The sequence below is a fragment of the Amycolatopsis kentuckyensis genome (assembly GCF_002155975.1).
GTDB classification, from domain to species: domain Bacteria; phylum Actinomycetota; class Actinomycetes; order Mycobacteriales; family Pseudonocardiaceae; genus Amycolatopsis; species Amycolatopsis kentuckyensis.
The window spans coordinates 14,630-38,600 of record NZ_MUMI01000104.1; the positions used below are offsets into that span (position 1 = coordinate 14,630).

A 23,971-nucleotide genomic window follows, 5' to 3' on the forward strand; every position below is an offset into this window, starting at 1 on the left:
CGCCTCCTCAAATCTGGGAGCGCTTCCAGAAAGGAGGGTAAAGAGCCGAGCCGAAGGTGTAAAGCTTCGGCGCTCGCCGTAAGCGGTTCGGCGGTTCCGCGTGCGACGGATTCGCTGGGAGCGCTCTCACTCAGTGAGCGTGAGGCGGGCCGCCAACCCGTCCAGCATGCGGTCCAGGCCGTAGGAAAAGCCGTCACCGCGGGACTTCTCGGCGTCGCTGCCCTCGGCGGTCGCCAGTGCGTGTAGCCGCGGGTACGGCTTCGTCGCCTCCGTCAGCGCCGGCTGCAACCGGTCGACCCACTCCTGCTCCGAGCGGCCGCTGCGGGCGACCGTGGTCAGCCACGCCGCTTCCGTGGTGGCCGTGCCGATCACGTAGGCCATCACCGCGCCCAGCGCGCGGTCGGCCTCGGCCGGGGCGAACCCGGCCGCCTCGAACAGGGCCAGCATGCGCTCGTTGAGGCGCATCACGTTCGGCCCCAGGTACGCCAGGCCGGTCTGGCCGAGCACCGAGGCGATCCACGCGTGCCGCAGCAGGGCCGCCCGCGCGCTCCCGGCACAGGTCGTCACCGCGTGCCGCCAGTCGCCGTCCTGGACTTCCGGGACCTCGATCTGGCCGTAGACCTCGTCGACGACCAGTTCCAGCAGTTCGTCCTTGTTGGCCACGTGGCGGTACAGCGAGGTCGCGGCCGCGTTCAGCCGGGCGCCCAGCGTCCGCATGCTCAGCGCCTCGAGCCCTTCGGTGTCCAGGAGTTCGAGTGCCGCCGCGACGATCTGCGCGCGGCTCAGCGCGGGCTGCTCGCGGCGGCGCTGCGGGCGCGTCCACACCGACGCCACGGATTCTTCGGCCGCCATCGGGCCTCCTTTCGGCACGTCAGCCTAGCGCACGTCGTGCGCTGTTGCGCACATTGAACCCGTCTGCGTACAGTGTTCGCATGACCGGAACACTGTACGCAGAGCCGAGTGAGCCCCTGACTTTCGACCGCGACCGCTGGCAGCGCCGCTTCGACGAGCTGCGCACCACCCACCACGTCCCGGGCGCGACCCTCGCGGTGCTCGCCGCCGGCGAGGTCCACGAACTCGCCACGGGGGTGCTGCACCGGGGCACCGGGGTGGCGGCGACGGCCGATTCGGTGTTCCAGGTCGGCTCCATCACCAAGATCCACACCGCCACGCTGGTCATGCAGCTGGCCGAAGAAGGCAAGCTCGACCTCGACGCGCCGGTGCGTGCCGTCCTGCCGGGCTTCACCGTCGCGGACCCGGTCGCGTCGAAGACGATCACCGCCCGGCAGCTGCTGTCCCACACCAGCGGGCTCACCTGCGACTTCACCCGCGACACCGGACGCGGTGACGACTGCCTCGCGGCCTACGTCGAGGCCGCCCGCGACGTCCCGCTCGACTGCCCGCCCGGGATGGCGATCTCCTACAGCAGCGTCGGCTACAACGTGCTCGGCCGGATCGTCGAGGTGCTCACCGGGCAGACCTGGGACGCCGCGCTCCGGGACCGGCTCTGCGCACCCCTCGGGCTCACCCACACGGTGACGCTGCCCGAGGACGTCCTGCGGTTCCGCGCCGCGATGGGACACCTCGGCGAAGGGGGTGCCGACCCCGATCCGGCGCCGGTCTGGAACCCGCTGCCGCGCTCGGCCGGCCCGTACGGCGGGGTCCTGTGCGCCACCGCGGCCGACGTCCTGCGGCTCGCCCGCCTGCACCTCGACGGCGGCGTCGCCCCGGACGGAACCCGCCTGCTGCGCCGGGAAACCACCGCCGCGATGCAGCACCGCGAGACCGGCTGCCCCGACAAGTGGACGGTCGATTCCGACGGCTGGGGCCTGGGCTGGACGCTCTACGACTGGGACGGCACCCCCGGCTTCGGCCACGACGGCGCGACCATCGGCCAGTACGGCTTCCTCCGGGTGGCACCGGAAGCCGGCGTGGCCGTCGTGCTGCTCACCAACGGCGGCGGCGCGCGCCGGCTGTACTCCGACCTGGTCCGGGAGCTGCTGCGCGAACTCGCCGGCATCCGGATGCCCGAACCGTTCGGGCCGCCCGCGCGGCCGTTGCCGGTCGTGCTCGGCGACCCCGCCGGCGTCTACCGGCGCGAGGGCGTGGAGATCACCGTTTCGGAGCGCGCCGGCGTGGCCCACCTGCGGTACGCGTTCGTCGACGGCATGGCGGGGCTCGCGCCGCCCATCGAGTCGGACCTCGTCGCCGTGTCGGACACCGTGTTCGCCGGCCGCGCGGACGGCGCGTTCAGCGACGACTGGCTGCCCGTCGTGTTCGCCACCCTGGCCGACGGCACCGCCTGCGCCTACATCGGCATGCGCGCCGCGCCGAAGATCGCCTGAGCCCTCATGGACCGACCCGGTACCAGTGGGGTCCGACCGGGGAGAGCCGGACCGGCGGACCGACCCGCGAGAAAACCCGGACCCCGCTCCCCAGCAGCACCGGAACCGGCAGGGCCAGGACCTCGTCCAGCACCCCGGCCTCGAGACACTGCCGGGCGACCTCGGCGCCGAGCACGTTGACGTACCTGTCCCCGGCCGCCGCCTTGGCCGCGGACACCGCCGAAGCCAGGTCGGCGGCGAAGGTCACGCCGGGTACCGGGTCGGCCGGACGGTGGGTCAGCACGAACTGCGGCCCCTCCCAGCCGCCGCCGAACGCCTGTCCCTCGCCCGGCCCGCCCCGGTGCGGGTCGTCGCCGTCGAAGGTGCGGCGGCCGACCAGCAGCGCCCCGATGCGGGGGATCAGGTCGACCGGCGGCGGCCCCAAGAACGGCGTCAACCAGGACATGTCCCCGCCCGGGCCGGCGATGAAGCCGTCGATCGAGCAGCTGAACGCGTAGAGCAACTTGGCCATACCGGTACCGACGACCGGGACGGCGAAAACTCATCGGTGGGGTGGGAACCGCGGTGGCCGGCGCTCGTTCCAGCTGGCCAGCCCCTCCGCCAGCTCCGGACGGCCGAACGACTCGAGCATCAACGCCGTCGCCTCGCGAGCCGCCTCCGGGAGCGACAGCGCCGCCTCGTGCGCGAACTGCCGCTTCATCACCGCCATCGACCGCGGGGCGCTGTAGGTCGCCAGTTCGGTCGCGTAGGCGTGCGCGCGCAGCCGCAGCTCCCCGGCCGGGACGACCTCCTGGACCAGGCCGTAGGCCAGGGCCTGTTCCGCGGTGAACGTGCGGCCGGACAGCAGCAGGTCGCGGGCCCGGCCCTGGCCGACGAGCTCCGGGAGCAGCTTCGCGATGCCGTACTCGGCGATCAGGCCGCGGCGGGCGAACGCGGTGGTGAACTTCGCGCCCGCGGCCGCGAACCGGACGTCCGCCGAACAGGCGATGACGAACCCCAGGCCGGCGCAGCCGCCGTTGATCGCCGCGACCACCGGGACGCCCACCGACGCCGCCACCAGCACGTCCTCGAAGGTGCCGCCGCCCTCGACCGGGGGCCCCGCGGCGATGGTGTCCAGCAGGCCCAGGTCGGCGCCGGGGCAGAAGGCCCGGCCCGCCCCGGTGACGACGACCGCGCGGACGTCCGGATCGGCGTCCGCCTGCCGCAGCAGGGCGCCGTAGCGGGCCTGCATCGGCACGTCCATCGCGTTGCTCGAGTCCGGCTTGTCGAACGTGCACGTCGCGACCGCGCCGTCCGCCTCGTACCGCACACCATCCACAGTGGACATCGCCACCTCCTCGGGGTCGGCCATCATACTAAGCGGTCGCTTGGGCCGAAGTCACGCGGAAACCGGCCGGCCGCTCGCCGAGTTCGAAAATGTCGAACCCTTTGATTGTCCGGAAACCTCTGTGCCATAGTGCTTTCCGCCCGCACGTCGCCGCGCTGGAAGGGGCTGCCCCAATGCCGCAAGAAGAGCCGAGCGGTCTCCGCAGACGGGTCGTGCTGGGCGGGGCGGGTGCCGCCGTCGCCGTGTCGGCGGTCGCGCCGGTCGCCCGGGCCGCCGAGGCGCTGACGCAGCCGGGCGCGGCGCGAGAAAGCGATTTCACGACCGGCTGGCGGTTCGCACTGGCCAACCCCGACGGTGTCACCGATCCCGGCGGCCGCTTCGCCGACGCCGCGAAACCCGGCTTCGACGACTCGGCGTGGCAGGTCGTCGACGTCCCGCACGACTGGAGCATCGAGCTCCCGCCGACCGACCGGGGCACCAGCAGCGGTTCCGGCTACTTCCGCGGCGGTCTCGGCTGGTACCGCAAGACGTTCACGCTGCCGCCGTCGCTCGCCGGCAAGCGCGTGTCGGTGGAGTTCGACGGCGTGTACTCGGACGCCCACGTGTACCTGAACGGCGAGTTGCTCGGCAACCACCCGTATGCCTACACCGGGTTCGCCTTCGACCTCACCGGCCGGCTGCACACCGACGGACGCACGCCGGACGTCCTCGCCGTGCGCGCGACGAACCCGCTGCCCAGCAGCCGCTGGTACTCCGGCAGCGGCATCTACCGTCGCGTCCGCCTCGTGGTCACCGAGCCGGTGCACGTCGCCCGGCACGGCACGTTCGTCACCACGCCGGACATCGCCGCCGGCCGCGGCACCGTGCGGGTGGCCACCGACGTCGCCAACGACTCCGGGGCCGCGGTCACCGCCCAGGTGCGCACCACGGTCACCGACCCGGCGGGCCGCGTCGTCGCGAACGGCTCGACGACCGTGGCGGTCCCCGGCGGGCGGACGGCGACGGCGGTGACCGGGCTGCGGGTCGAGCGGCCCCGGCTGTGGTCGATCGGCACGCCCGAGCTGTACCGGCTGCGCACCGACGTCGTCGTCGCCGGGCGCGTGCTCGACACGACCACCGCGGACTTCGGCTTCCGCTACGCCGAATTCCACCCGGACCACGGATTTTCGCTCAACGGCAAGCCGATGAAGCTGCGCGGGGTCAACCTGCACTCCAGCCAGGGCGCGCTGGGCGCGGTGGTCGACCCGGCCGCCCTCGAACACCAGATGCGGCTGATGCTCGCGATGGGCGTCAACGCGCTGCGGACCGCGCACAACCCGCCGGACCCGCAGCTCGTCACGGTCTGCGAACGGCTCGGGATCGTGATGATGGTCGAGGCGTTCGACTGCTGGCGGACCGGCAAGCTCGAGTACGACTACCACCGCGACTTCGACGAGTGGAGTCAGCGCGACATCGCCGAAATGGTGCACGCGGCCAAGAACTCGCCCGCGGTCGTGCTGTGGTCGATCGGCAACGAGGTGCCGGACGCGTCGATGGCAGGCGGCCCGGCGATCGCGGCCGGGCTGATCGCCGCGGTCCGGGCGATCGACACCACCCGGCCGGTCATCATGGGCTCGGACCGCTACCGCGGCGTGCCCGCCCCCGGCTCGCCGCAGGACCTCATCCTGAAGCAGCTCGACGGCCTCGGCGTCAACTACAACACCGCCCAGTCCATCGACGGGCTTCACAAGCAGTACCCGGACAAGTTCTTCTTCGAGTCGGAATCGTCGTCGGAGACCTCGACGCGCGGGGTCTACCAGGAACCCGACCTGCTCAACACCGGCGAGAACCACACGCCGGGCAAGCGGGCGACGTCGTCCTACGACAACAACCTGGCCTCGTGGACCTTCAGCGGTGAGTACTCGCTGAAGAAGGACCGCGACCGCAAGTTCTGCCAGGGCCAGTTCCTCTGGTCGGGGCAGGACTACCTCGGCGAGCCGACGCCGTACGACGTCTTTCCGGTCAAGACGTCCTTCTTCGGCGCGGTCGACAGCGCGGGCCTGCCCAAGGACGCCTTCCACCTGTTCCGCAGCCAGTGGACCACCGCGCCGATGGTGCACCTGACCCCGATGGACTGGACGAACCACCGGCCCGGCGAACCGGTCGCGGTGTGGGTCTACTCCACTGTGGACACCGTCGAGCTGGTGCTGAACGGGAAGTCGCTCGGGACCAAGAAGTTCGACCGCAAGACCACCGTGGACGGACGGCCGTACCTGGAGACGACCGAGCCGGCCGGCGACGACAAGAACGACCCCTCCGGCAGCTACACCAGCCCGAACGGCAGCACCGGCAAGCTGCACCTGACCTGGACCGTGCCCTTCGCACCCGGCACGCTGACCGCGATCGCCCGGGCGGGTGGCCGTGAGGTGGCGCGCGACGAGCTCGTCACGGCCGGACCGCCGCGCGCGGTCAAGCTGAGCGTGGACGCACCCGGCGGGGGAGTGGTGCCCGGGGCGATGACGTTCGTGACGGCGTCGGTCGTGGACGCCCACGGGGTCGTCGTGCCCGGCGAGGGGCCGGTGCTGCGGTTCACCGTCGCCGGGCCCGGGCGGGTCGCCGGCGTCGACAACGGACGGCAGGAACTCGCCCAGAGCTACCAGCAGCCGACGATCCCGGCCTTCAAGGGACTGGCCGTCGCCGTCATCGCGGCGACCGGCGGCCGCGGGCGGATCACCGTGACGGCGAGCGCCCCGGGGCTGGCGCCCGGGAAGCTCACCTTGCCCGGCACGGCCCTCGGGCAGCGCAACGGCCCGGGGGCGCGTGCGGTCGAGGCCCCCGTCGTCCCGGCCGCCTCGACCGCGGACGCGAGCTACTCGGGCGCCCCGGACACGCTGCCGGCCGCGATGCTGGACGGGAACCCGGCCACCGGCTGGTCGAACCACTACGTCAAGCAGGCCACTTCGACGCTGGCCGCGGTGAGCAGGCCGCGGGCCGAGGACTGGGTGTCCCTGGCCTGGCCGTCGGCCCAGCGGATCGGTGCCGTCACGGCGAACTTCGTCGTGGACGCGAAGCTGGCGCTGCCGGTCGCGGTCGAAGTCGCCTGCCGCACGGCCCGGGGGTTCGAGCCGGTGCGGAACCTGCGGATCACGTGGGGGACCGGTTCGAACGACCCGACGTCGTTCGCGTTCGATCCGGTCGTCACCACGGAAGTGCGGGTGACGATGACCGCGCGGAGCTTCCTGCGGATCAGCGCGCTGCTGGCCCGGTGACCGCAGGTCCGGCGGGGCGCACCCCCCGCCGGACCCCGGTGGTCATCGGCTACAGGGCGCGAGCGCGTCGAGTCCCTGCGGCTTGGCCGCGTTGCGGCCGATGGCGGTGGCGATCCGGTTGATCGTCGCCACGCGCTTGTCCTCGAGCGGGCCGAGGATGGCGTTCTGCACGAAGTTGGGGCCGCCCTGGCCGACGGTCGTCTGCAGGCGGTTGTTGGCTTCGGCGATCTGGGTGTTCAGCAGCTCGAGGTTGCGCTGCACCTCCGCCTGGGCCTGGGCGGGGATGGCCGGGAGCTGGCTCGCCACGTCCGGGCAGGAGATCTGGCCGACCGCGGCGTTGCCGGTGTTGCCCGTGTTCCCGTTCTGGCCGCTGTTCCCGGTGTTGCCGTTCTGCCCGCCGTTGCCCGTGCCCTGGGCCGGTGCGGGGGCGCCGGCGCCGGTGCCCGATTGCCCGCCGACCGAGCAGGTGGCGAGGCTGTCGAGGCCCTGTGGCTTCTCGGCCCGGCGGCCGATCGAGATGGCGATGCGGTCGATCGTGGACTTCCGCTTGTCCGCCAGCGGGCCGAGGATGGCGTTCTGGACGAAGTTGGGGCCGCCCTGGCCGACGGTCGTCTGCAGGCGGTTGTTGGCTTCGCTGATCTGGGTGTTCAGCAGCTCGAGGTTGCGCTGCACCTCGGCCTGGGCTTGCGCGGGGATGGCCGGGAGCTTGCTCGCCACGTCGGGACAGCTGATCTGGCCGACGGCGGCCTGACCGCCCGAGGCGGCGTTGGCGGCGCCGGGGTCGCCGAAGGTCGTGGCGACCGCCAGTGCCCCGCCCGCGATCGCGAGGGCGAAGAGCCCGGTCGCGATCTTCGTCCGCCGGGACAGGCGGTGTCGTCCACCGGAAGCAGGCATGAATGACTCCGTTTTCGTGCGTGAGTTAGCGTGAACATATGGGTACTCCGCCGTGTTCGGGGGATACGGCGGGGTTCTCTGATGGGGCGGGCCAATCTGGCCGCCGACGCCCATGGTGGCCTCTGGGCCAGGGGTTTGTCCAGTGTGATCCGGTCGAAAAAGAAGATATGAACCATTTCGAACCGAGGTACGTGTACCCCTGTGACGGCGGCATCTGGCTGCATTGTTTTTGGCGTGGTTTCGAGCGCACGGAATTGTCGTGCGCAATTTCGGCGTGCCCGCCGGGCTTGACGCGGGCCGTCGTGTCCTCCTAGCGTCGGCATACCGACCGGTCGGTGTCCAAAGGAGGTCGCTGGATGAGCTGGTACGACGCGAAGCCCTGGCTCGCGAGCTACGACGAACGGGTGCGGGACGCGGAACCGGCGAAGCCGACGACGCTGCCCGAGTCGTTCCGCCGGGCCGTGGACCACGTCCCGGACCGGGCGGCGATCGCGTACTTCGACGCGCGGCTGAGCTACCGCGAGGTCGACGAGCTCTCCGACGGCGTCGCGCGCTACCTGGCGGCCCACGGCTTCGCCCGCGGCGACCGGCTCGCCCTGGTGCTGCAGAACATCCCCCAGTTCGTCATCGCCCTGCTCGGCGCGTGGAAGGCCGGCGGCATCGTGGTGCCGGTCAACCCGATGTACCGGGAACGCGAGCTCACGCACGTGTTCACCGACGCCGGCGTGAAGGCGGTCGTCTGCTCGCAGCGCGGCTGGAACGCCTACATCGCCGAGACGGCGGCCGCGAACGGGGTCGGCATCGCGCTGACCACCAGCGAACTCGAGTTCCAGACCCGCGACGACGAGCGCGTCCTGGCCAAGGTCGAGAAGGAGGAGACGCCGGGGGCGACCGAGCTCCTCGAAGCCGCGGCGACGCCGGGCCCGAAGCCGCCGGAGCCGGCCTTCGCCCTCGACGACACCGCCCTGATCAGCTACACCTCCGGCACCAGCGGCACGCCGAAGGGCGCCACCAACACCCACGGCAACATCGGCATCAACGCCGCGGGCCTCGGCGCGTTCAGCGGCCTGCCCGCCGGCTCGACGCTGTTCGGGCTCGCGCCGCTGTTCCACATCACCGGCATGGTCTGCGAGCTCGGCTCCGCGATCGACATCGAGGGCACCCTGGCCCTGGCCTACCGCTTCGAGCCGGGGGTCGTGCTCGACGCGTTCCTCGAACACCGGCCGTCGTACACGGTCGGGCCCTCGACGGCCTACATGGCGCTGATGGCACACCCGTCGTTCAGCCGCGCGCACTTCGACTCGTTCGCGCTGCTGTACTCCGGCGGCGCCGCGCTGCCGCCCGCCGTCGTCNNTCGATCGGCCTGCCGGTGCCGGACACGATCGTCCGGATCCTCGGCGAAAACGGCGAGGAGCTGCCGCCCGGGCAGGCGGGCGAGATCGCCGTCGAAGGCCCGATGGTCGTCTCGGGCTACTGGAACCGGCCGGACGCCACCGCCGAGGCGCTGCCCGGCGGCCGGTTGCTCACCGGCGACATCGGCTTCATGGACGAACGCGGCTGGGTCTACGTCGTCGACCGCAAGAAGGACATGATCAACGCGTCCGGCTTCAAGGTCTGGCCCCGCGAGGTCGAAGACGTCCTGTACACGCACCCGGCGGTCCGCGAAGCGGCCGTCGTCGGGATCGCCGACGAATACCGCGGCGAGACGGTGAAGGCGTACGTCAGCCCGGCGCCCGGGGCGACCGCCGATCCCGCGGAGCTGGTCGCCTGGTGCAAGGAACGGCTCGCCGCCTACAAGTACCCGCGCACCGTCGAAGTCCTCGACGAGCTGCCGAAGACGACCAGCGGCAAGATCCTGCGCCGCGAGCTGCGGGCGCGGGGCTGATGGTCGAGACGGTCCGCGGCGCGATCGCGCCGGAAGCGCTGGGCCGGGTGCTGATGCACGAGCACCTCTTCGTGCTGAGCCCCGAATTCGCCGAGAACTACCCGGAGCACGAAGGGTTCCGCGAGGAAGAGCACGTCCCGGAGGCGATCCGGCGCCTGAGGGAGCTGAAGGAAGCCGGGATCGACACGATCGTCGACCCGACGGTGATCGGCCTGGGCCGCTACATCCCGCGCGTGCAGCGGGTGGCGGCCGAGGTCGACGTCAACATCGTCGTCGCCACCGGGCTCTACACCTACCACGACGTGCCGCACTACCTGCACTTCCGCGGGCCCGGCACGCTGCTGCAGGGCGAGGACCCGCTGATCGGGATGTTCGTCGGGGACCTGCGCGAAGGCATTGCGGGCACCGGCGTCAAGGCCGGGCTGCTCAAGTGCGCCACCGACGAACCGGGGGTGACGCCGGGCGTCGAGCGCGTGCTGCGCGCGGTGGCGAAGGCGCACGTCGAGACGGGCGCGCCGATCATGACGCACACGCACGCGGGCACCCGGCGCGGGCTGGAGCAGCAGGAGATCTTCGCGGCCGAAGGCGTCGACCTGACCCGGGTGCTCATCGGGCACTCGGGCGACTCGGCGGACCTGGCGTACCTGACGGAACTGGCCGACCGCGGCTCGCTGCTCGGGATGGACCGGTTCGGCCTGGACCTGCTGCTGCCGTTCGAGGAGCGGGTGAACACGGTGGCGGCGCTGTGCGAACGCGGGTACGCGGGCAGCATGGTGCTCTCGCACGACGCGTCCTGCTACATCGACTGGCTGCCCGCCGACCGGCTGCCCGCGATCGCGCCGAACTGGCACTACCTGCACATCACCCGCGACGTGCTGCCGGCGCTGAGGGAACGCGGGGTGTCCGAAGCGGACATCACGACGATGCTCGTGGACAACCCGCGGCGGTTTCTGTCGTGGCGTTATCCTGATGCGTCCTGAGAGGGGGTCCCGCGGTGACTCGAGCAAGCACCCGCAAGCCGGGCGAGGCGACCGGCGAAGACCAGGCCGCCGTGCCCCGGCGGCTGCTGGAGCACGCCACGAAGCTGTTCGCCAAGAAGGGCTTCGACCGCACGTCGGTCCAGGAGATCGTCGAGGCGGCGGGCGTCACCAAGGGCGCGATGTACCACTACTTCGGCTCGAAGGACGACCTGCTCTACGAGATCTACGCGCGGGTCCTGCGTGAGCAGACCCGCCAGCTGGAGAGCGTGGCCTCGTCGGACGCACCCCTGCGCAAGCGCCTCGCGGCGGCGGCGTCCGACGTGGTGGTGTCCAGCATCGACAACCTCGACGACAACACGATCTTCCTGCAGTCGATGCACCAGCTGTCCCCGGACAAGCAGAAGGCGGTCCGGGCCGAGCGCCGCAAGTACCACGAGCGGTTCCGCGGCCTGGTCGAGGAGGGGCAGCGCTCGGGCGAGTTCCGCACGGACAAGCCGGCCGACGTGGTGGTGGACTTCTTCTTCGGGTCGGTCCACCACCTGGGGTCGTGGTACCGGCGGAGCGGGTCGTTGACGGCCCGCCAGATCGGCGACCACTACGCGGACCTGCTGCTGGACGCGCTGCGGCCGCCGGTGGCGTAGGGCCGCGCCGCGGCCGGGTGTCCCTCCGGCGCCGGCCCGGTCCCGCCGCGCCGGACCGCGGCGGAGCCCCGGGCCGGTGACCGGCACCGGGACCTCACTCAGCGACCGGTGATCACCGCTAGTGCGTGTCTGACAATGCCTTGGTCCAGGTGATGACGGCGTGCAGGACGACCGCTGATCGGTAGACGATGGCGAGCTTGTCGTAGCGAGTGCTAGGCCGCGCCATTGTTTGAGCAGGTTGAAGCGGCGTTCGACGACGTTGCGACCGCGGCGTTTGCGGTGTCCCGCCTCATCGGCTGGCTCGGGGATCACAGCAGTAATGCCTCGTGCACGAAGATGCCTGCGGATCGCCCGCGAGGAGTAGGCCTTGTCGCCGCGGACGCGGTCGGGCCTATGCGGGCCCGGCCGCGTCCAAGCCGAGCGACGCGCAGGTGGCGCATGAGGTGCGGGAACATCGGCGCGTCACCGGCCTGGCCGGGGCCGACCAGAGCGACCAGTGGTCGGCCGTTCCCGTCGACGATGCGGTGCACTTTGGTGCTCCAGCCGCCGCGGGAGCGGCCGATCGCGTGGTCAGGCGGCTCGGCGAGTAGATCCGTGTAGTTCGACCCAGCCCCCCGTGGTGCGGGTGATGTTGGTGGCGTGCTGATGCGCCCGCGCGATCGTCGAATCGACCGCCACCGACCAGTTCACCAGTCCGGCCTCATCCGCTGCGCTCAGCAGGCGCTGCAGCACGGTGTCCCAGGTGCCGTCACCGGCCATCCGGCGATGCCAGGTCCAGATCGTCTGCCACGCACCGAACACCGCCGGCACGTCTCGCCACGCGATCCCGCACCGAGACCGGTAGATGATCCCCTCGACCATCGACCTGGCCTCCGAGAACGGCCGACCACGCTTCCGGTGCGGGCCGGGAGCAGATCCTCGATCAACGCCCACTGATCGTCTGAGAGCAACTGAAACCGCGACACGACCAGCAGCATCCCAGCACCCACCGAGATGTTTGTCAGACACACCCTAGTGCCGCTGGATGTGGTCCAGCAGCAGCGCGCTCACCTCGTCCGGCGCCTCCATCGCCATCCACTGGCTGGCGCCTTCGATGATCTGGAAGCGGTACTCCGCGTCGATGTGGTGGACCGTCTGCTCCGCCGCGCTCTGGCCCAGGTACGGGTCCTCGCGGCCCCACAGGTACAGCGTCGGGACCGTGATGCGGCCCGCCGGGATGTCGAAGTCGTCGTTCGTGGCTCCGCGGTACCAATTCAACGTGGCCGTGAGCGCTCCCGGCTCCGAAAGGCGGGTCACCGCGCCTTCGACGATTGCTTTCGGAATGCGGCGGCTGTAAACAGCCCGTAATTGTGTGGCTTCGTCGCGTAGGAGGTATTTCTCGGCTTTGCCCGCCTCGCGGCGGAAGAAGCGGATGTAGCCGAGGTCGTGGGACTGGCCGTCGTCGGTGGCCACCGCGCGCTGGAGGGCGGCCGGGTGGGGGGTGGACAGCACCGTCAGGGACCGGAGGAGGTCCGGGTGGGCGGCCGCCAGCGCCCAGGCCACCATGCCGCCCCAGTCGCGGGCGACCAGGTGGAAGCGGTCCGCTCCCTGGCTTTCGGCGAACGCCAAGGCGTCGCCGACCAGCTGGTCCAGCGTGTAGTGCTCGACGCCGTCCGGGCGCGCGCCCGCCGCGTAACCGCGCTGGTCGACGGCCAGCGCGCGGTAGCCCGCCTCGCCGAGGGCGTGGAGCTGCTCGGTCCAGGAGTCGGCGAACTCGGGCCAGCCGTGCAGCAGCAGGACCAGTTCGCCCGACGCGGGCCCGGCCGCGAGCGCGCTGTGCCGGTGACCGTCCGGGGTCACGGTCACGGTCAATTGCTCCAGCACCCCGGCTTCCGTCGGGGCGACGGCTGTTTCCATGGCGCACAGGTTAGATCCGGGCGTCGACAAGAACCATGGGAAGAAGGGCATTTTTGTCACCCTTTTACCCGCGAAGTGGCCTGGCTCACAAAATTTTCGCTCAGGTGAGCGAAAATTCCGAAGGAAACTGAATTTTCTTCATGAATACTGGCCCAGTCGCCGGAGGTCGAGCACGGCCTTGTCGAACGTGAAGACGTCGGCCGGGAGGTGCTTCGCCGAGTCCGCCTCCGCGCCGCCGAGCAGGGTGACGTAGCAGCCGTAGTCGATCGCGTACCCGTCGTACAGGCGCCCGGGGCGGCGCGGGTCGACGACGCCGCGCCGGAGGATGTGCAGCAGCCGCGCGTCGCACAGCGTGTCGATCGCCGCCGGGCGGTCGCGGACCGGGAGCAGGAACGTCCGGCACCGGCGCCGGCCGATCACCTCGTCGACCAGCAGGCTCAGCACCCGGTCGGCCTCCTCGTCGCGGCTGAGCACGGACTGCTTGTCCCGCAGGTACCAGTCCCGGGCCGCCCGGCGCACGTGCGCGAGGGTGATCCGCCCGTCGCGGGCCTGCTGGGCGGCCAGGGCGGCGATGTTGATCGCGTCGCGCGGGACGCCCTCCGCCGCCCGGACGAGCTCGGGGAACGCGCTCCGGTGGAAGGCGGCGTCGACGAAGTCGCCGGGCACCGCCGTCCGCAGCATCGTGGTGAGGATCGGCCGGACGTGGCTGGCGAACAGCTCCCGGAAGAACGCCTGGGCCGCCTCCGGCGACTGGTCGAAGACCAGGGCGTCGTCGAGGCTGACGGCGGACGCCGCGTCCGAGCCGACCTCGATGCCGAGGTAGTCGTCCTCGAGCGGGACGAAGAAGCGCGCACGGTGCTCGATCGCGGCGATCTTCACCGTGACCCCCCGGACCGGCAGGACGCTGCGGCGCAGCAGGTCGGCCAGGAACGGCTGCAGGTCGACGGGCACGCTGCTCCACTCGTCGAGCAGCAGCCACAGCCGGGCGGGCCGGACGCCGTCGGCCACGGCCTGGACCGCCCGGCTCAGCGGGCCGAACAGCACCCGGTGCTGCTCGACGCCGGTGCGCTTGCGGCGGCTCGACGCCGTCGCCGACGACCTGTGCCGCGCGCCGGCTTTGGCGCCGCCTTTCGGGGCGACCGACAATTCCGCCGAGTGTTCCCGTTCCGCGGCGTTGCCGAAAGTCTGTTCCTGTTCGGTTTCGCCGACGACTTCCACTTCGGTGGCGGCGGACACCAGCGCGTCGAGACCGCGCAAGAGGGCATCCTGGTCCGCGGAATTGCCGTCGACGGCGTAGTCGAAAAGCCGGTCGTGCACGGCTTCGAGGGTGTCGACCAGCAATTGCGTGCCGCGCTGGGCCGGGCTCAACGCGGTGTTGGCGTACAGGCCGCCGGTGGACCCGATCGTCCGCAGGTCGAGGTGGATCGCGACGTCACCGGTGCGCTCGACGAGTTCCTGCAGGTGCAGCAACGCGTGCGTCTTACCGGTGCCGCGGCGGCCGAACAGGATCTGGTGGTCGGCCGAATTGATCATCGCGGAAAACGAGCCCGCGGCGACGTAGGTCGAGGCCAGCGTCGACCGGTCCGCGCTTTCGGCCCGCCGGGGAATGCGCATCAGGGCCTGGTTGAGGTGCATCTGAATGGCCTGCGCCATCGGAGCCGACCTCCCGGCTGAGCGTTTCCCCGCAGGAGCCAGCGTACGGCAGCCGGCGCTCCGCCCGGCACGGCCGAATGTGTTGCGAAACGCGGAAACGGCCCATTCCCGGGCCGGGAACGGGCCGCTTCCGGGGAAATCAGGCGGGCAGGTCGATCAGGTCCGCCAGCCGGGCCCGGTGCCGGCCCGGGGTGCCGAGGGCGAGCTCGTCCGCCTTGGCCCGCTTCAGGTACAGGTGGGCCGGGTGCTCCCACGTCATCCCGATGCCGCCGTGCAGCTGGATCGCCTCTTCCGTCGCGCGGACCGCGATCGGCGCGTTGCGGGCCTGGGCCACCGCCACCGCGATCGGGACGTCGGTGCCCGTGGCGAGCGCGTCCGCGGCGTTCCGGGCCGCCGCGCGGGCCAGGACCAGGTCCGTGTACAGGTTCGCCAGCCGGTGCTTGAGCGACTGGAACCCGCCGACCGGGCGGCCGAACTGGTAGCGGCCCTTGAGGTAGGTCACCGTCTCGGTGAGCGCCCACTCGGCGACCCCCGTCTGCTCGGACGCGAGGATGCCCGCGCCGAACAGCAGCGCCTGCTCCAGCGCCGCGGCGGCCTCCGGCCCGGAGGCGACCAGCGTGGCCGGGGCGTTCTCCAGCGACACGTCGGCCACCCGCCGCGTCAGGTCGAACGACACCAGCTCCGACACCGTCGCGGCCGACGCCTCGACGACGTACAGCGCGGGGCCGTCCGGGCCGGCGGCCGGGACGACCAGCAGGTCCGCCACCGACGCGTCGGCGACCGTGCCCACCCGGCCGGTGAGCGTGCCGTCCGGGTTCGCCGTCACCGAGGCCGGGAAGCCCGCGCCCGGCGCCGTCGACAGCGGCACGGCCAGCGCGCCGATCGCCTGGCCCGCCGCCAGCTTGCCGACGAAGTCACGCGCGCCGACGTGCACCAGCGCCGTCGTCGCCAGCACGACACTGCCGAGGAACGGCACCGGCGCGACGCTGCGGCCCAGCTCCTCGGCCACGACGGCGACCTCGCGGGCCGACGCGCCGTGGCCGCCCAGCTCCTCGGGCACCGCCAGTCCGGCGACGCCCACCTCGTCGGCCAGCGTGCGCCACAGCTTCAGGTCGTACGGCTCGGCCGTCTCCACCCGCGCCAGCAGCGCTTCGGCGCCGGCCTTGTCCTTGAGCAGGTCCCGGACCGAAGCCCGCAGATCCTCTTCGACGTCCGAATACAGCAGATCAGTCATCGGGGGAGGTCCTTCCAGGCGACGTCCTTGTCGACGCGCGGCTCCGAGGGCAGCCCCAGCACGCGCTCGGCGATGATGTTGCGCAGGACCTCCGAGGTGCCGCCCTCGATGGAGTTGCCCTTCGCGCGCAGGTAGCGGTAGCCGGCTTCGCGGCCGGTGAAGTCGACGATCGCCGGGCGCCGGAACGTCCAGTCGTCGTAGGCCAGGCCCTCTTCGCCGAGCAGCTCGACCTCCAGGCCGGTGAGCGCCTGGTTGAGCTCGGAGAAGGCGACCTTCATGGCCGAACCCTCCGGCCCGGGCGCGCCGACCGCGAGCTGCTGGCGCAGCCGGGTGCCGGCCAGCCGCAGCGTCTCGGCCTCGACCCAGCGCTGGACCAGGCGGTCGCGCAGCTCCGGCGTGCGCAGCTCGGGCCGCTCGCGCCAGGTCTTCGCGACGATCCCGATCAGGCCGCCTTCACGCGGCTGGACGTGCCCGCCGATCGCGACGCGCTCGTTCATCAGCGTGGTCTGCGCGACCTTCCAGCCCTCGCCGACCGCGCCGAGGCGCTGGGTGTCCGGGATCCGGACGTCGGTGAGGAAGACCTCGTTGAACTCGGCCTCGCCGGTGATCTGGCGCAGCGGCCGGACCTCGACGCCGGGGGCGGTCATGTCGCACAGGAAGTACGTCATGCCCTGGTGCTTGGGCACGTCCGGGTCGGTGCGGGTGACCAGGATCGCCCACTGCGACTCGTGCGCGCCCGACGTCCAGACCTTCTGGCCGGTGACGATCCAGTCGTCGCCGTCCCGCACGGCGCGGGTGCCCAGCGCGGCCAGGTCGGAGCCGGCGCCGGGCTCGCTGAACAGCTGGCACCACACCTCCTCGCCGGTCCACAGTGGACGCAGGAAGCGCTCGCGCTGCTCCGGCGTGCCGAAGGCGAGGATGGTCGGCGCGGCCATGCCGAGGCCGATGCCGATCCGGCGCGGGTTGTTGTCCGGCGCGCCCGCCTCGGTGAACACGGCGTCCACAACGGACTGCAGGGCGCGCGGCGCGTTCTGCCCGCCGAGCCCGGCGGGGAGGTGGATCCAGGCCAGCCCGGCGTCGAACCGGGCCCGCAGGAACTCCATGCGGTCGGTCGAGGCGGGGTCGTGCGCGGCCAGGAACTCCGTGGCCTGGCGGGTCAGGTCTTCGGCGGTGACAGTCACTTCGCGCCCTCCGAGAGGTACTTCTTCAGTTCGCGCCGGGCCAGCGAGCGCTTGTGGACCTCGTCCGGCCCGTCGGCCAGGCGCAGCGTGCGGTTCCCGGCCCACATGGCGGCCAGCGGGAAGTCCTGGCTGACGCCGCCCGCGCCGTGCACCTGCACGGCCTTGTCGAGGATCCACTCGACGGTGATCGGGGTGGAGATCTTGATCGCCTGGATCTCGGTGTGCGCGCCCTGGTTGCCGACGGTGTCCATCAGCCAGGCGGTCTTGAGCACCAGCAGCCGCTGCTGCTCGATCTTGACCCGCGATTCGGCGATCCAGTCCTGCACCACGCCCTGCTGGGCGATCGGCTTGCCGAAGGCCTCGCGGGAAATCGCGCGGCGGCACATCAGCTCCAGCGCGCGCTCGGCCATGCCGATGGCGCGCATGCAGTGGTGGATGCGGCCCGGGCCGAGCCGGGCCTGGGCGATGGCGAACCCGTCGCCCTCGCCGGCGATGAGGTTCTCCACCGGCACGCGGACGTCCTCGAACAGCACTTCGGCGTGGCCGCCGTGGTCGCTGTCGTCGTAGCCGAAGACGTGCATGCCGCGCTTGACCGTGACGCCCGGCGTGTCGCGGGGGACCAGGATCATGCTCTGCTGCTTGTGCGGCGCGGCTTCGGGATCGGTCTTGCCCATCACGATGAAGATCTTGCACGCGGGGTTCATCGCCCCGGAGATGTACCACTTGCGGCCGTTGACGACGTACTCGTCGCCGTCACGCCGGATCGCGGTCTCGATGTTGCGGGCGTCGGAGGAGGCGACGTCCGGCTCGGTCATCGCGAAGGCGGACCGGATTTCGCCGTTCAGCAACGGTTCCAGCCACTGCTTCTGCTGCTGCTCGTTGCCGAACATGGCCAGCACTTCCATGTTCCCGGTGTCCGGGGCCGCGCAGTTGAGCGCGGTCGGCGCGAGCCGGATGCTGCGGCCGGTGATCTCGGCCAGCGGCGCGTACTGCAGGTTCGTCAGGCCCGCGCCGTGCTCGCCGGGGAGGAAGAAGTTCCACAGCCCGCGGTTGCGGGCCTCGGCCTTGAGCTCCTCGACGACCGGCGGGATGGCCCACGGGTCGTCGCGTTCGGCGAGCTGCTGCTCGAACACCGGCTCGGCGGGGTAGATGTGCGAGTCCATGAACTCGAGGAGCTTCCCGCGCAGCTCCTCGGTCTTCTCGTCGAACGCGAAGTCCATTTACTTCTCCTCTTTGAGAATCTCGTTGCCGTGCGCGATGAGCGGCGCGACCCCGGCGCCGACGCCTTCGAAGCCGGCCCCGACCGTCTGGCCCTTGCTGAAGCGGTAGTAGATGCCCTCCAGGATCACGGCGAGCTTGAAGAACGCGAAGCTGACGTACCAGTTCAGCTGCGAGACGTCCCGCCCGGACAGCTCGGCGTAGCGGGCGACGACCTCGTCGGTGCCCGGGTAGCCCGGCGCCGAGCTGGCGTTGGACACGAACGGCAGCGACACCTTGTCGCGCTCGGCGTAGGCCACCAGCAGCGCGAGGTCGGTCAGCGGGTCGCCCAGCGTCGACATCTCCCAGTCGAGCACCGCCGAGATCTTGCCGGTGCCGTCGACCAGGACGTTGTCGAGGCGGTAGTCGCCGTGGACGATCGACGGCCGGCCGGACACCGGGACCGCCGCGGCGAGCCGGTCGTGCAGCTCGTCCACGCCCGGGAGGTCGCGGCTGCGGGAGGCGTCCAGCTGCTTCTTCCACCGCCGCAGCTGCCGCTCCAGGAAGCCTTCCGGCCGCCCGAAATCGCCGAGCCCGACGGCGGCGGGGTCCACCGCGTGCAGGTCGACGAGGGTGCCGACCAGCGCGTCGGCCATCGCCCGGGTGCGCTCCGGGCCGAGTTCGCCCAGCTGGTCCGCGGTCCGGTACGGCGTGCCCTCGACGAAGCTCATCACGTAGAAGGGTGCGCCGACGACGTCGGGGTCCTCGCAGAGCAGCAGCGCTTCGGGCACCGGCACGGCGGTGTCGCGCAGGCCGGAGATCACCCGGAACTCGCGGCCCATGTCGTGCGCGGTGGGCAGCACGTGCCCGAGCGGCGGGCGGCGCACCACCCAGCGCGACCGGCCGTCGCCCACCACGTAGGTGAGGTTCGACCGGCCGCCCTCCACGACGTCCGCGGTCAGCTCCCCGGCGACCAGGCCGGGCCGCTGCGCCTCCAGGTGGGCGCGCAGGCGGCCCAGGTCGAGTCCCGGCGGGTTCATGCGGCCTCCTCAAGCTTCATTCGAGAGAGCATACCGACTAGTCGGTATGTCGTACAGCGGGCCCGGCCGGGATCACCCCGGCCGGGCGTTCACGCCAGGAACCGGGTGACCCATTCGGCGACGCAAGCGGGCTTCGCTTCGCCGTCGATCTCGATCGTCCACTTCGACACCGCCTGCTTGCCGCCCGGGATGTCGGTGATCTCGACCAGCTCCGCCCCGGCGCGCACCTTCGAGCCGACCTTCACCGGCTGCGGGAAGCGGACCTTGTTGAGGCCGTAGTTGATGCCCATCGTGATCCCGTTGACCCGGTAGATCTTCGGGCCGAACGCCGACAGCAGCGACAGCGTCAGGAAGCCGTGGGCGATGGTGCCGCCGAACGGGCCCGCGGCCGCCATCGGCTCGTCCACGTGGATCCACTGGTGGTCGTCGGTGGCGTCGGCGAACTGGTTGACCCGCTCCTGGGTGACCGTCATCCACTCGCTGTACCCGAGGTGCTCGCCCGCCGCGGCGGCGAACTCGTCGAGGTTCCGGAACTCCCGCATCAGCCTCAGTCCTTCGGTCCGCCGGCGACGTAGATGACCTGGCCGGAGACGAATCCGGCGCCCTCGCTGACCAGGTACGACGTCAGGTTCGCGATGTCTTCGGGTGTGCCGACGCGCTGCACCGGGATCTGCGAGGCGGCCGCGGCCTTGAAGTCCTCGAAGCTCATGCCGAGCCGCTCGGCGGTCGCCGCGGTCATGTCGGTGGCGATGAAGCCGGGCGCGATCGCGTTGGCCGTGACGTTGAACTTGCCCAGCTCGATGGCGAGGGTCTTGGTGAAGCCCTGCATGCCGGCCTTGGCGGCGGAGTAGTTGACCTGGCCGCGGTTGCCCAGCGCCGACGTGCTCGACAGGTTGACGATCCGGCCGTACTTCTGCTCGGTCATGTGCTTCTGCACCGCGCGGGTCATCAGGAACGAGCCCTTGAGGTGCACGCCGAGCACGGAGTCCCACTCCTGCTCGGTCATCTTGAAGATCAGGTTGTCGCGGGTGATGCCGGCGTTGTTGACCAGCACGACCGGCGGCCCGAGCTCGGCGGCGACCTGCGCGACGGCGGTCTCGACCTGCTCGGCGTTGCTGACGTCGAGAGCGACCCCGACGGCCTTGCCGCCCTTGGCGACGATGGCCTCGGCGCCCTGCTTGACACCGGCCTCGTCCAGGTCCAGCAGCCCGACGGCGAAGCCGTCATCGGCCAGCCGCGCCGCGACGGCGGCACCGATGCCGCGGCCGGCACCGGTGACCACGGCGACACGGGAAGGGGAATCGGTCACGGGGGACCTCCTCGTCGTTGAGAAGCGGGCTCGTGCCCGCGAGCCTACTAAGCGGTTGGTCACAAACCATACGGGCAGCGGCCCGTAGTTCGCTGCCAACGTACGCAGATTCCCGTGGCCGCGCCTGGTCCGGCGGGGTTTGCCGAGGAAGCCGCCACCGCGGCGGGACGCCGGTGGCCAACGTCACACGGGGGAGCCGCCGGTCAGCCGGCCTGGGCGGGCGGCATCGACCGGTACTTGGCCAGGACGGCGGGATCCTGCAGCGACATCCACTTCGTGACTTCGGCGTAGGTGGCGCAGACCGTCTCGGGTTTGGCGCACACCTCGCCCATGAAGCCTTCCGCGGCCCGGGAGAACGCCCCGCCCGCCCAGTCGTTGAAGTGGTTGCCGATGACGAGCGGAGCACGGTTGCCGCCGAAGGCGGCCTGGTAGGCGCCGCGGTAGGTCTCGAGGGTGGCCTGGGTGTACTGCCCGGCGTCGTTCTTGGAGTGGCCGAGCTGGTACCACAGGTTGTAGTCCATCATGATGACCTTCTTGTGCAGCGCGGGCACCTTCACGTACGGCATCCAGAACTCCCAGATGCCGTCGAGCTGGGTGGGCCACTTGACGCCGTCGGAGGGCTGGCTGGAGTCGAAGGTGTAACCGGCGGCGCGCATGGCGGGGAAGGCGGCGGCCCAGTTGCCTTCGAGGCACGGCGTCCGGCCACCGGTGACGTCCTTGGCGGACAGGTGCAGTCCCAGCCGATCGTGTGCATCGTCGACGAACCGGCTGAACTGCCCGATTTCGTCGGTCCAGCCCGGCGCGGTCCAGCGCCCGACGCTCGGTTCGGAGCCGGCGCAGAAGTGCCCGTTGTAGTGCGTGCCGACCTGGTGCCCCGCGGCGACGGCAGTGTTGAGGTCCTGGACGCGGGTGGCCACTTCGTCGGCGCTGCCGCCGAACCCGATCGAGGCTGAGCCCGGTTTGTGGCCGGGTCCGGTGTAGCGCGTCCGCTGCTGGTCGGTCAGCAGGTAGATGCCGGAGAGGAACCCGCTGAAGTGCGCGTTGACGGACTTGGCGAGGGAGAGGTAGCGGCCCCAGTGTTCGTGCGAGCCGGCCCCGTCGAAGGAGAAGAGCACGAACTGCGGCGGCTTCTCGCCCGGGCGCAGCGGCCGCATCCACTCCGGCGGCTTGACTTCGACCGGAGCCGTGGTGGACGGCGGCGGTGGCGGCCCGGCGCCCTGCTGGGCGGGCCCGGCGTGGCCGCGGTCGAGGGTCAGGATCAGGACCCCGGCCAAGGCGAGCGCCAGGGTGACGGTGAACCACGTGCCCGGCCGCCGCGCCCATCGTGTCATCGTTGACGCCTCCCCCTGTTACGTAACGTCACTGGGAAGACGTCGAAGGGGGGAACCGGGTGCATCGGAGTGAGATGCGTAACCGACATGCAACCCGGCAAAGGAACGGAAAGTGTTCGCTGACGCCTCTTCGGGCGGCCTAGCGTGCCCGCGCCACCGCCCGGCCGGCCGTTGCCGAGGGGATCGACGGCGTTTCAGATGGAACCATGCGGGGGAAGGCCGAAGCCGGCGACGAACCGGCCGAGCGCAGCCGCGGCGAGCAGCGCAGGCCGAAACCGCCGAGCGCCCAGCAACGGGTGCTGGACCTGCAGAGGCTGGCGGGGAACCAGGCGGTCACCCGCTCACTGACGGGGCCCGCGGCAGAGCTTGGCGGGGTGGGGGCGGCCGGCATGCAGCCGGAGGCGGTCGAGGTACCGGCGCCGGCGCCGGTGATCACCGAGCCACCCGGCCGGGAGCAGGTCGGGACCGCAGTCGACGCAGAGCGGCGGCTCGCCCCGGCGACCGCGGAAACCGCCGGCGCGCCTGAGCCCGGCAGTGGGGCGGCGGCTGCCGTTGCGTCGCCGGAGGTCGCCGGGCCGTCGGGAAGCTCGGCGGCCGCAGCCCCGGCGGAGCGTTCGCTGGCCCCGGAGACCGCGGCAGCTGCGACCCCGACCCCGACGGAACGCCCGGCCGCCGCCGAAGCCGCGGCGCCCCAGCACACAGCCGAGTCCGGCGGCGAGATGGCCGCCGGAACGCCGCCGGAGGTTGCCGAGCCCGAACCCGAACCCGAGGTCGAAACCGAAGCACCCCCGCAGCTCGCCGCAGCGCCGGGCACCACAGCGATCGCCCCCGCCATCCCCGTGGAGCGCCCACTCGCCGCGGCCGCCGCCGAGCTCTACGACGAGGTCCGGGCCCACGACGACGCCGGCCAAGCCGAACTCGACGCCGCCCTTCAGGACACGCTCACCGGCCACCGCGCCGCCGTCTCCGCCGAACAAGAGCAGCTCACCCAGCGGGAACAGGCCGAACTCGGTGCCGTCGGGCAAGCCGTTGCCTCCGCTCGGCGGCAGGTCGCCGGCGCGGTCGCCGCCGCGCAGGCTGCCGTGGGCGCCGCCGGATCCGGTGCTCGAGCCGAGCTGGCCTCGCGGCACACCGCGCAGCAGGCCGAGGCCGGGGCGCTCGTCGCCGAAGGGGCCGCGCGGGTGCGGCAGGCCGGGACGACCCGGGGCGACGAGGCCGTGTCGACCGCCGACAGCGTCGCGAACTCCGTGCGCGGCGCCGTGGACGGCCAAGCGAACGACGCCCGGCAGCGGGGTACGGCACGGCTCGGCTCCTTCCACGGCGAAAGCGAAGAATCCACGGCCGCGATGCGCCGGGCCGCCCAGGAGGTGGCCGGCCAGACCGCCGAACAGATCCGGGGCAGCCTCGGCCACACCGACGCCGACCTGCGCGGGGCCGGCCCGGAGGTGCGCGGCGACCTGCTCCGGCAGGCCGCCGAGCTGGCCGGGCAGGTGAGCCTGCAGACCGAACCCGTGCACCGGCAGTTCGCCCGGACCACCGAGCAGGCGACCGGCTCGATCGGCCGGGCGACGGGCGAAGGCGCCGCCGCCGTGGCGGAGATCGGGGGCTCGGTCTCGGCCGGGCTGACCCGGTTGCTGACGACCGTGCGCACCTCCATCCGGCACCGCGCCGCCGCGGGACGGACCGCGCTCCAGCAGAGCGCGGGACAGGTCGAGACCGCGCTCGCCGAGCAGGGCGCCCAGACGGCCGCCGCCGGGCGGGAGACCACGGCGGGGATCCTGGCGCAGGTCACCGGCCGGCCGGTCCGGCG

The 23,971-nt window shown here is 71.8% G+C and carries 19 protein-coding genes and 2 pseudogenes; 7 read left to right on the forward strand and 14 right to left on the reverse strand.

From position 1 onward, the window contains the following. Window positions 1-126: 126 nt before the first annotated feature. Window positions 127-852: a TetR/AcrR family transcriptional regulator gene (locus tag CCN39_RS11575; RefSeq protein WP_086841159.1), complete on the reverse strand. Its 726-nt coding sequence runs from the start codon at window positions 850-852 to the stop codon at window positions 127-129. A gap of 80 nt (window positions 853-932) precedes the next feature. On the opposite strand from CCN39_RS11575, the gene CCN39_RS11580 reads away from it, so the two are divergent. Next, entirely contained in the window at window positions 933-2,345 is a 1,413-nt protein-coding gene (locus CCN39_RS11580) for a serine hydrolase domain-containing protein (RefSeq protein ID WP_086841161.1), read from the forward strand. 4 nt (window positions 2,346-2,349) lie between these two features. Here CCN39_RS11580 and CCN39_RS11585 read toward each other — a convergent pair whose 3' ends face one another. Together CCN39_RS11585 and CCN39_RS11590 are read right to left on the reverse strand one after the other, a co-directional pair. Further along, window positions 2,350-2,856, reverse strand: a complete 507-nt coding sequence (locus CCN39_RS11585; RefSeq protein ID WP_086841163.1) for a dihydrofolate reductase family protein — start codon at window positions 2,854-2,856, stop codon at window positions 2,350-2,352. Window positions 2,857-2,886: 30 nt separating this feature from the next. Continuing rightward, window positions 2,887-3,672, reverse strand: coding sequence for an enoyl-CoA hydratase-related protein (locus CCN39_RS11590; protein ID WP_086841191.1), 786 nt, complete (start codon window positions 3,670-3,672; stop codon window positions 2,887-2,889). Window positions 3,673-3,845: 173 nt separating this feature from the next. On the opposite strand from CCN39_RS11590, the gene CCN39_RS11595 reads away from it, so the two are divergent. Then, a complete protein-coding gene (locus tag CCN39_RS11595; RefSeq protein WP_086841165.1) occupies window positions 3,846-6,920 on the forward strand; it encodes a glycoside hydrolase family 2 TIM barrel-domain containing protein in 3,075 nt (1,024 codons plus the stop codon). A 42-nt stretch (window positions 6,921-6,962) separates the two neighbouring features. Here the strand turns inward: CCN39_RS11595 and CCN39_RS11600 are convergent, their stop codons facing one another. After that, entirely contained in the window at window positions 6,963-7,814 is an 852-nt protein-coding gene (locus tag CCN39_RS11600) for a hypothetical protein (RefSeq protein WP_086841167.1), read from the reverse strand. A 356-nt stretch (window positions 7,815-8,170) separates the two neighbouring features. On the opposite strand from CCN39_RS11600, the pseudogene CCN39_RS50670 reads away from it, so the two are divergent. The 4 genes and pseudogenes from CCN39_RS50670 to CCN39_RS11620 form a co-directional block, all read left to right on the forward strand. Beyond that, window positions 8,171-9,231: pseudogene (locus tag CCN39_RS50670) on the forward strand (AMP-binding protein); the annotation flags it as partial. A 126-nt stretch (window positions 9,232-9,357) separates the two neighbouring features. Beyond that, the gene (locus tag CCN39_RS52875; RefSeq protein WP_353526763.1) at window positions 9,358-9,699 is read left to right on the forward strand and encodes an AMP-binding enzyme; all 342 of its coding nucleotides are present in this window, start codon (window positions 9,358-9,360) and stop codon (window positions 9,697-9,699) included. After that, on the forward strand, window positions 9,699-10,679 hold the full coding sequence (locus CCN39_RS11615; protein ID WP_086841169.1) for a phosphotriesterase family protein: 981 nt from the start codon (window positions 9,699-9,701) through the stop codon (window positions 10,677-10,679). Before CCN39_RS52875 ends, CCN39_RS11615 begins: the two co-directional genes overlap by 1 nt. Window positions 10,680-10,693: 14 nt before the next feature. Next, window positions 10,694-11,320, forward strand: coding sequence for a TetR/AcrR family transcriptional regulator (locus CCN39_RS11620; RefSeq protein WP_086841170.1), 627 nt, complete (start codon window positions 10,694-10,696; stop codon window positions 11,318-11,320). A 570-nt stretch (window positions 11,321-11,890) separates the two neighbouring features. Here the strand turns inward: CCN39_RS11620 and CCN39_RS51660 are convergent. The 10 genes from CCN39_RS51660 to CCN39_RS11670 all read right to left on the reverse strand — a co-directional run bounded on the left by CCN39_RS51660 (window position 11,891) and on the right by CCN39_RS11670 (window position 22,161). Next, window positions 11,891-12,181: a transposase gene (locus CCN39_RS51660; protein ID WP_244210730.1), complete on the reverse strand. Its 291-nt coding sequence runs from the start codon at window positions 12,179-12,181 to the stop codon at window positions 11,891-11,893. 150 nt (window positions 12,182-12,331) lie between these two features. Beyond that, the gene (locus tag CCN39_RS11630) at window positions 12,332-13,216 is read right to left on the reverse strand and encodes an alpha/beta fold hydrolase (RefSeq protein WP_086841172.1); all 885 of its coding nucleotides are present in this window, start codon (window positions 13,214-13,216) and stop codon (window positions 12,332-12,334) included. A 138-nt stretch (window positions 13,217-13,354) separates the two neighbouring features. Next, a complete protein-coding gene (locus tag CCN39_RS11635) occupies window positions 13,355-14,869 on the reverse strand; it encodes a hypothetical protein (RefSeq protein WP_086841174.1) in 1,515 nt (504 codons plus the stop codon). Window positions 14,870-15,008: 139 nt separating this feature from the next. Further along, window positions 15,009-16,103, reverse strand: coding sequence for an acyl-CoA dehydrogenase family protein (locus tag CCN39_RS11640; RefSeq protein WP_086841176.1), 1,095 nt, complete (start codon window positions 16,101-16,103; stop codon window positions 15,009-15,011). Further along, window positions 16,100-17,284 (reverse strand): acyl-CoA dehydrogenase family protein, encoded by a 1,185-nt coding sequence (locus CCN39_RS11645; RefSeq protein ID WP_086841177.1) that lies wholly within the window; start codon window positions 17,282-17,284, stop codon window positions 16,100-16,102. Before CCN39_RS11645 ends, CCN39_RS11640 begins: the two co-directional genes overlap by 4 nt. After that, on the reverse strand, window positions 17,281-18,504 hold the full coding sequence (locus CCN39_RS11650; protein WP_086841179.1) for an acyl-CoA dehydrogenase family protein: 1,224 nt from the start codon (window positions 18,502-18,504) through the stop codon (window positions 17,281-17,283). Before CCN39_RS11650 ends, CCN39_RS11645 begins: the two co-directional genes overlap by 4 nt. Beyond that, window positions 18,505-19,521: a phosphotransferase family protein gene (locus CCN39_RS11655; RefSeq protein WP_086841181.1), complete on the reverse strand. Its 1,017-nt coding sequence runs from the start codon at window positions 19,519-19,521 to the stop codon at window positions 18,505-18,507. Between the two features lie 89 nt (window positions 19,522-19,610). Beyond that, window positions 19,611-20,063, reverse strand: coding sequence for a MaoC family dehydratase (locus CCN39_RS11660; protein ID WP_086841183.1), 453 nt, complete (start codon window positions 20,061-20,063; stop codon window positions 19,611-19,613). A 5-nt stretch (window positions 20,064-20,068) separates the two neighbouring features. Next, window positions 20,069-20,830, reverse strand: a complete 762-nt coding sequence (fabG, locus tag CCN39_RS11665; RefSeq protein ID WP_086841185.1) for a 3-oxoacyl-ACP reductase FabG — start codon at window positions 20,828-20,830, stop codon at window positions 20,069-20,071. Window positions 20,831-21,033: 203 nt separating this feature from the next. After that, window positions 21,034-22,161: a polysaccharide deacetylase family protein gene (locus CCN39_RS11670; protein WP_086841187.1), complete on the reverse strand. Its 1,128-nt coding sequence runs from the start codon at window positions 22,159-22,161 to the stop codon at window positions 21,034-21,036. 206 nt (window positions 22,162-22,367) lie between these two features. On the opposite strand from CCN39_RS11670, the pseudogene CCN39_RS11675 reads away from it, so the two are divergent. After that, window positions 22,368-23,971, forward strand: a pseudogene (locus CCN39_RS11675) (hypothetical protein); the annotation flags it as partial.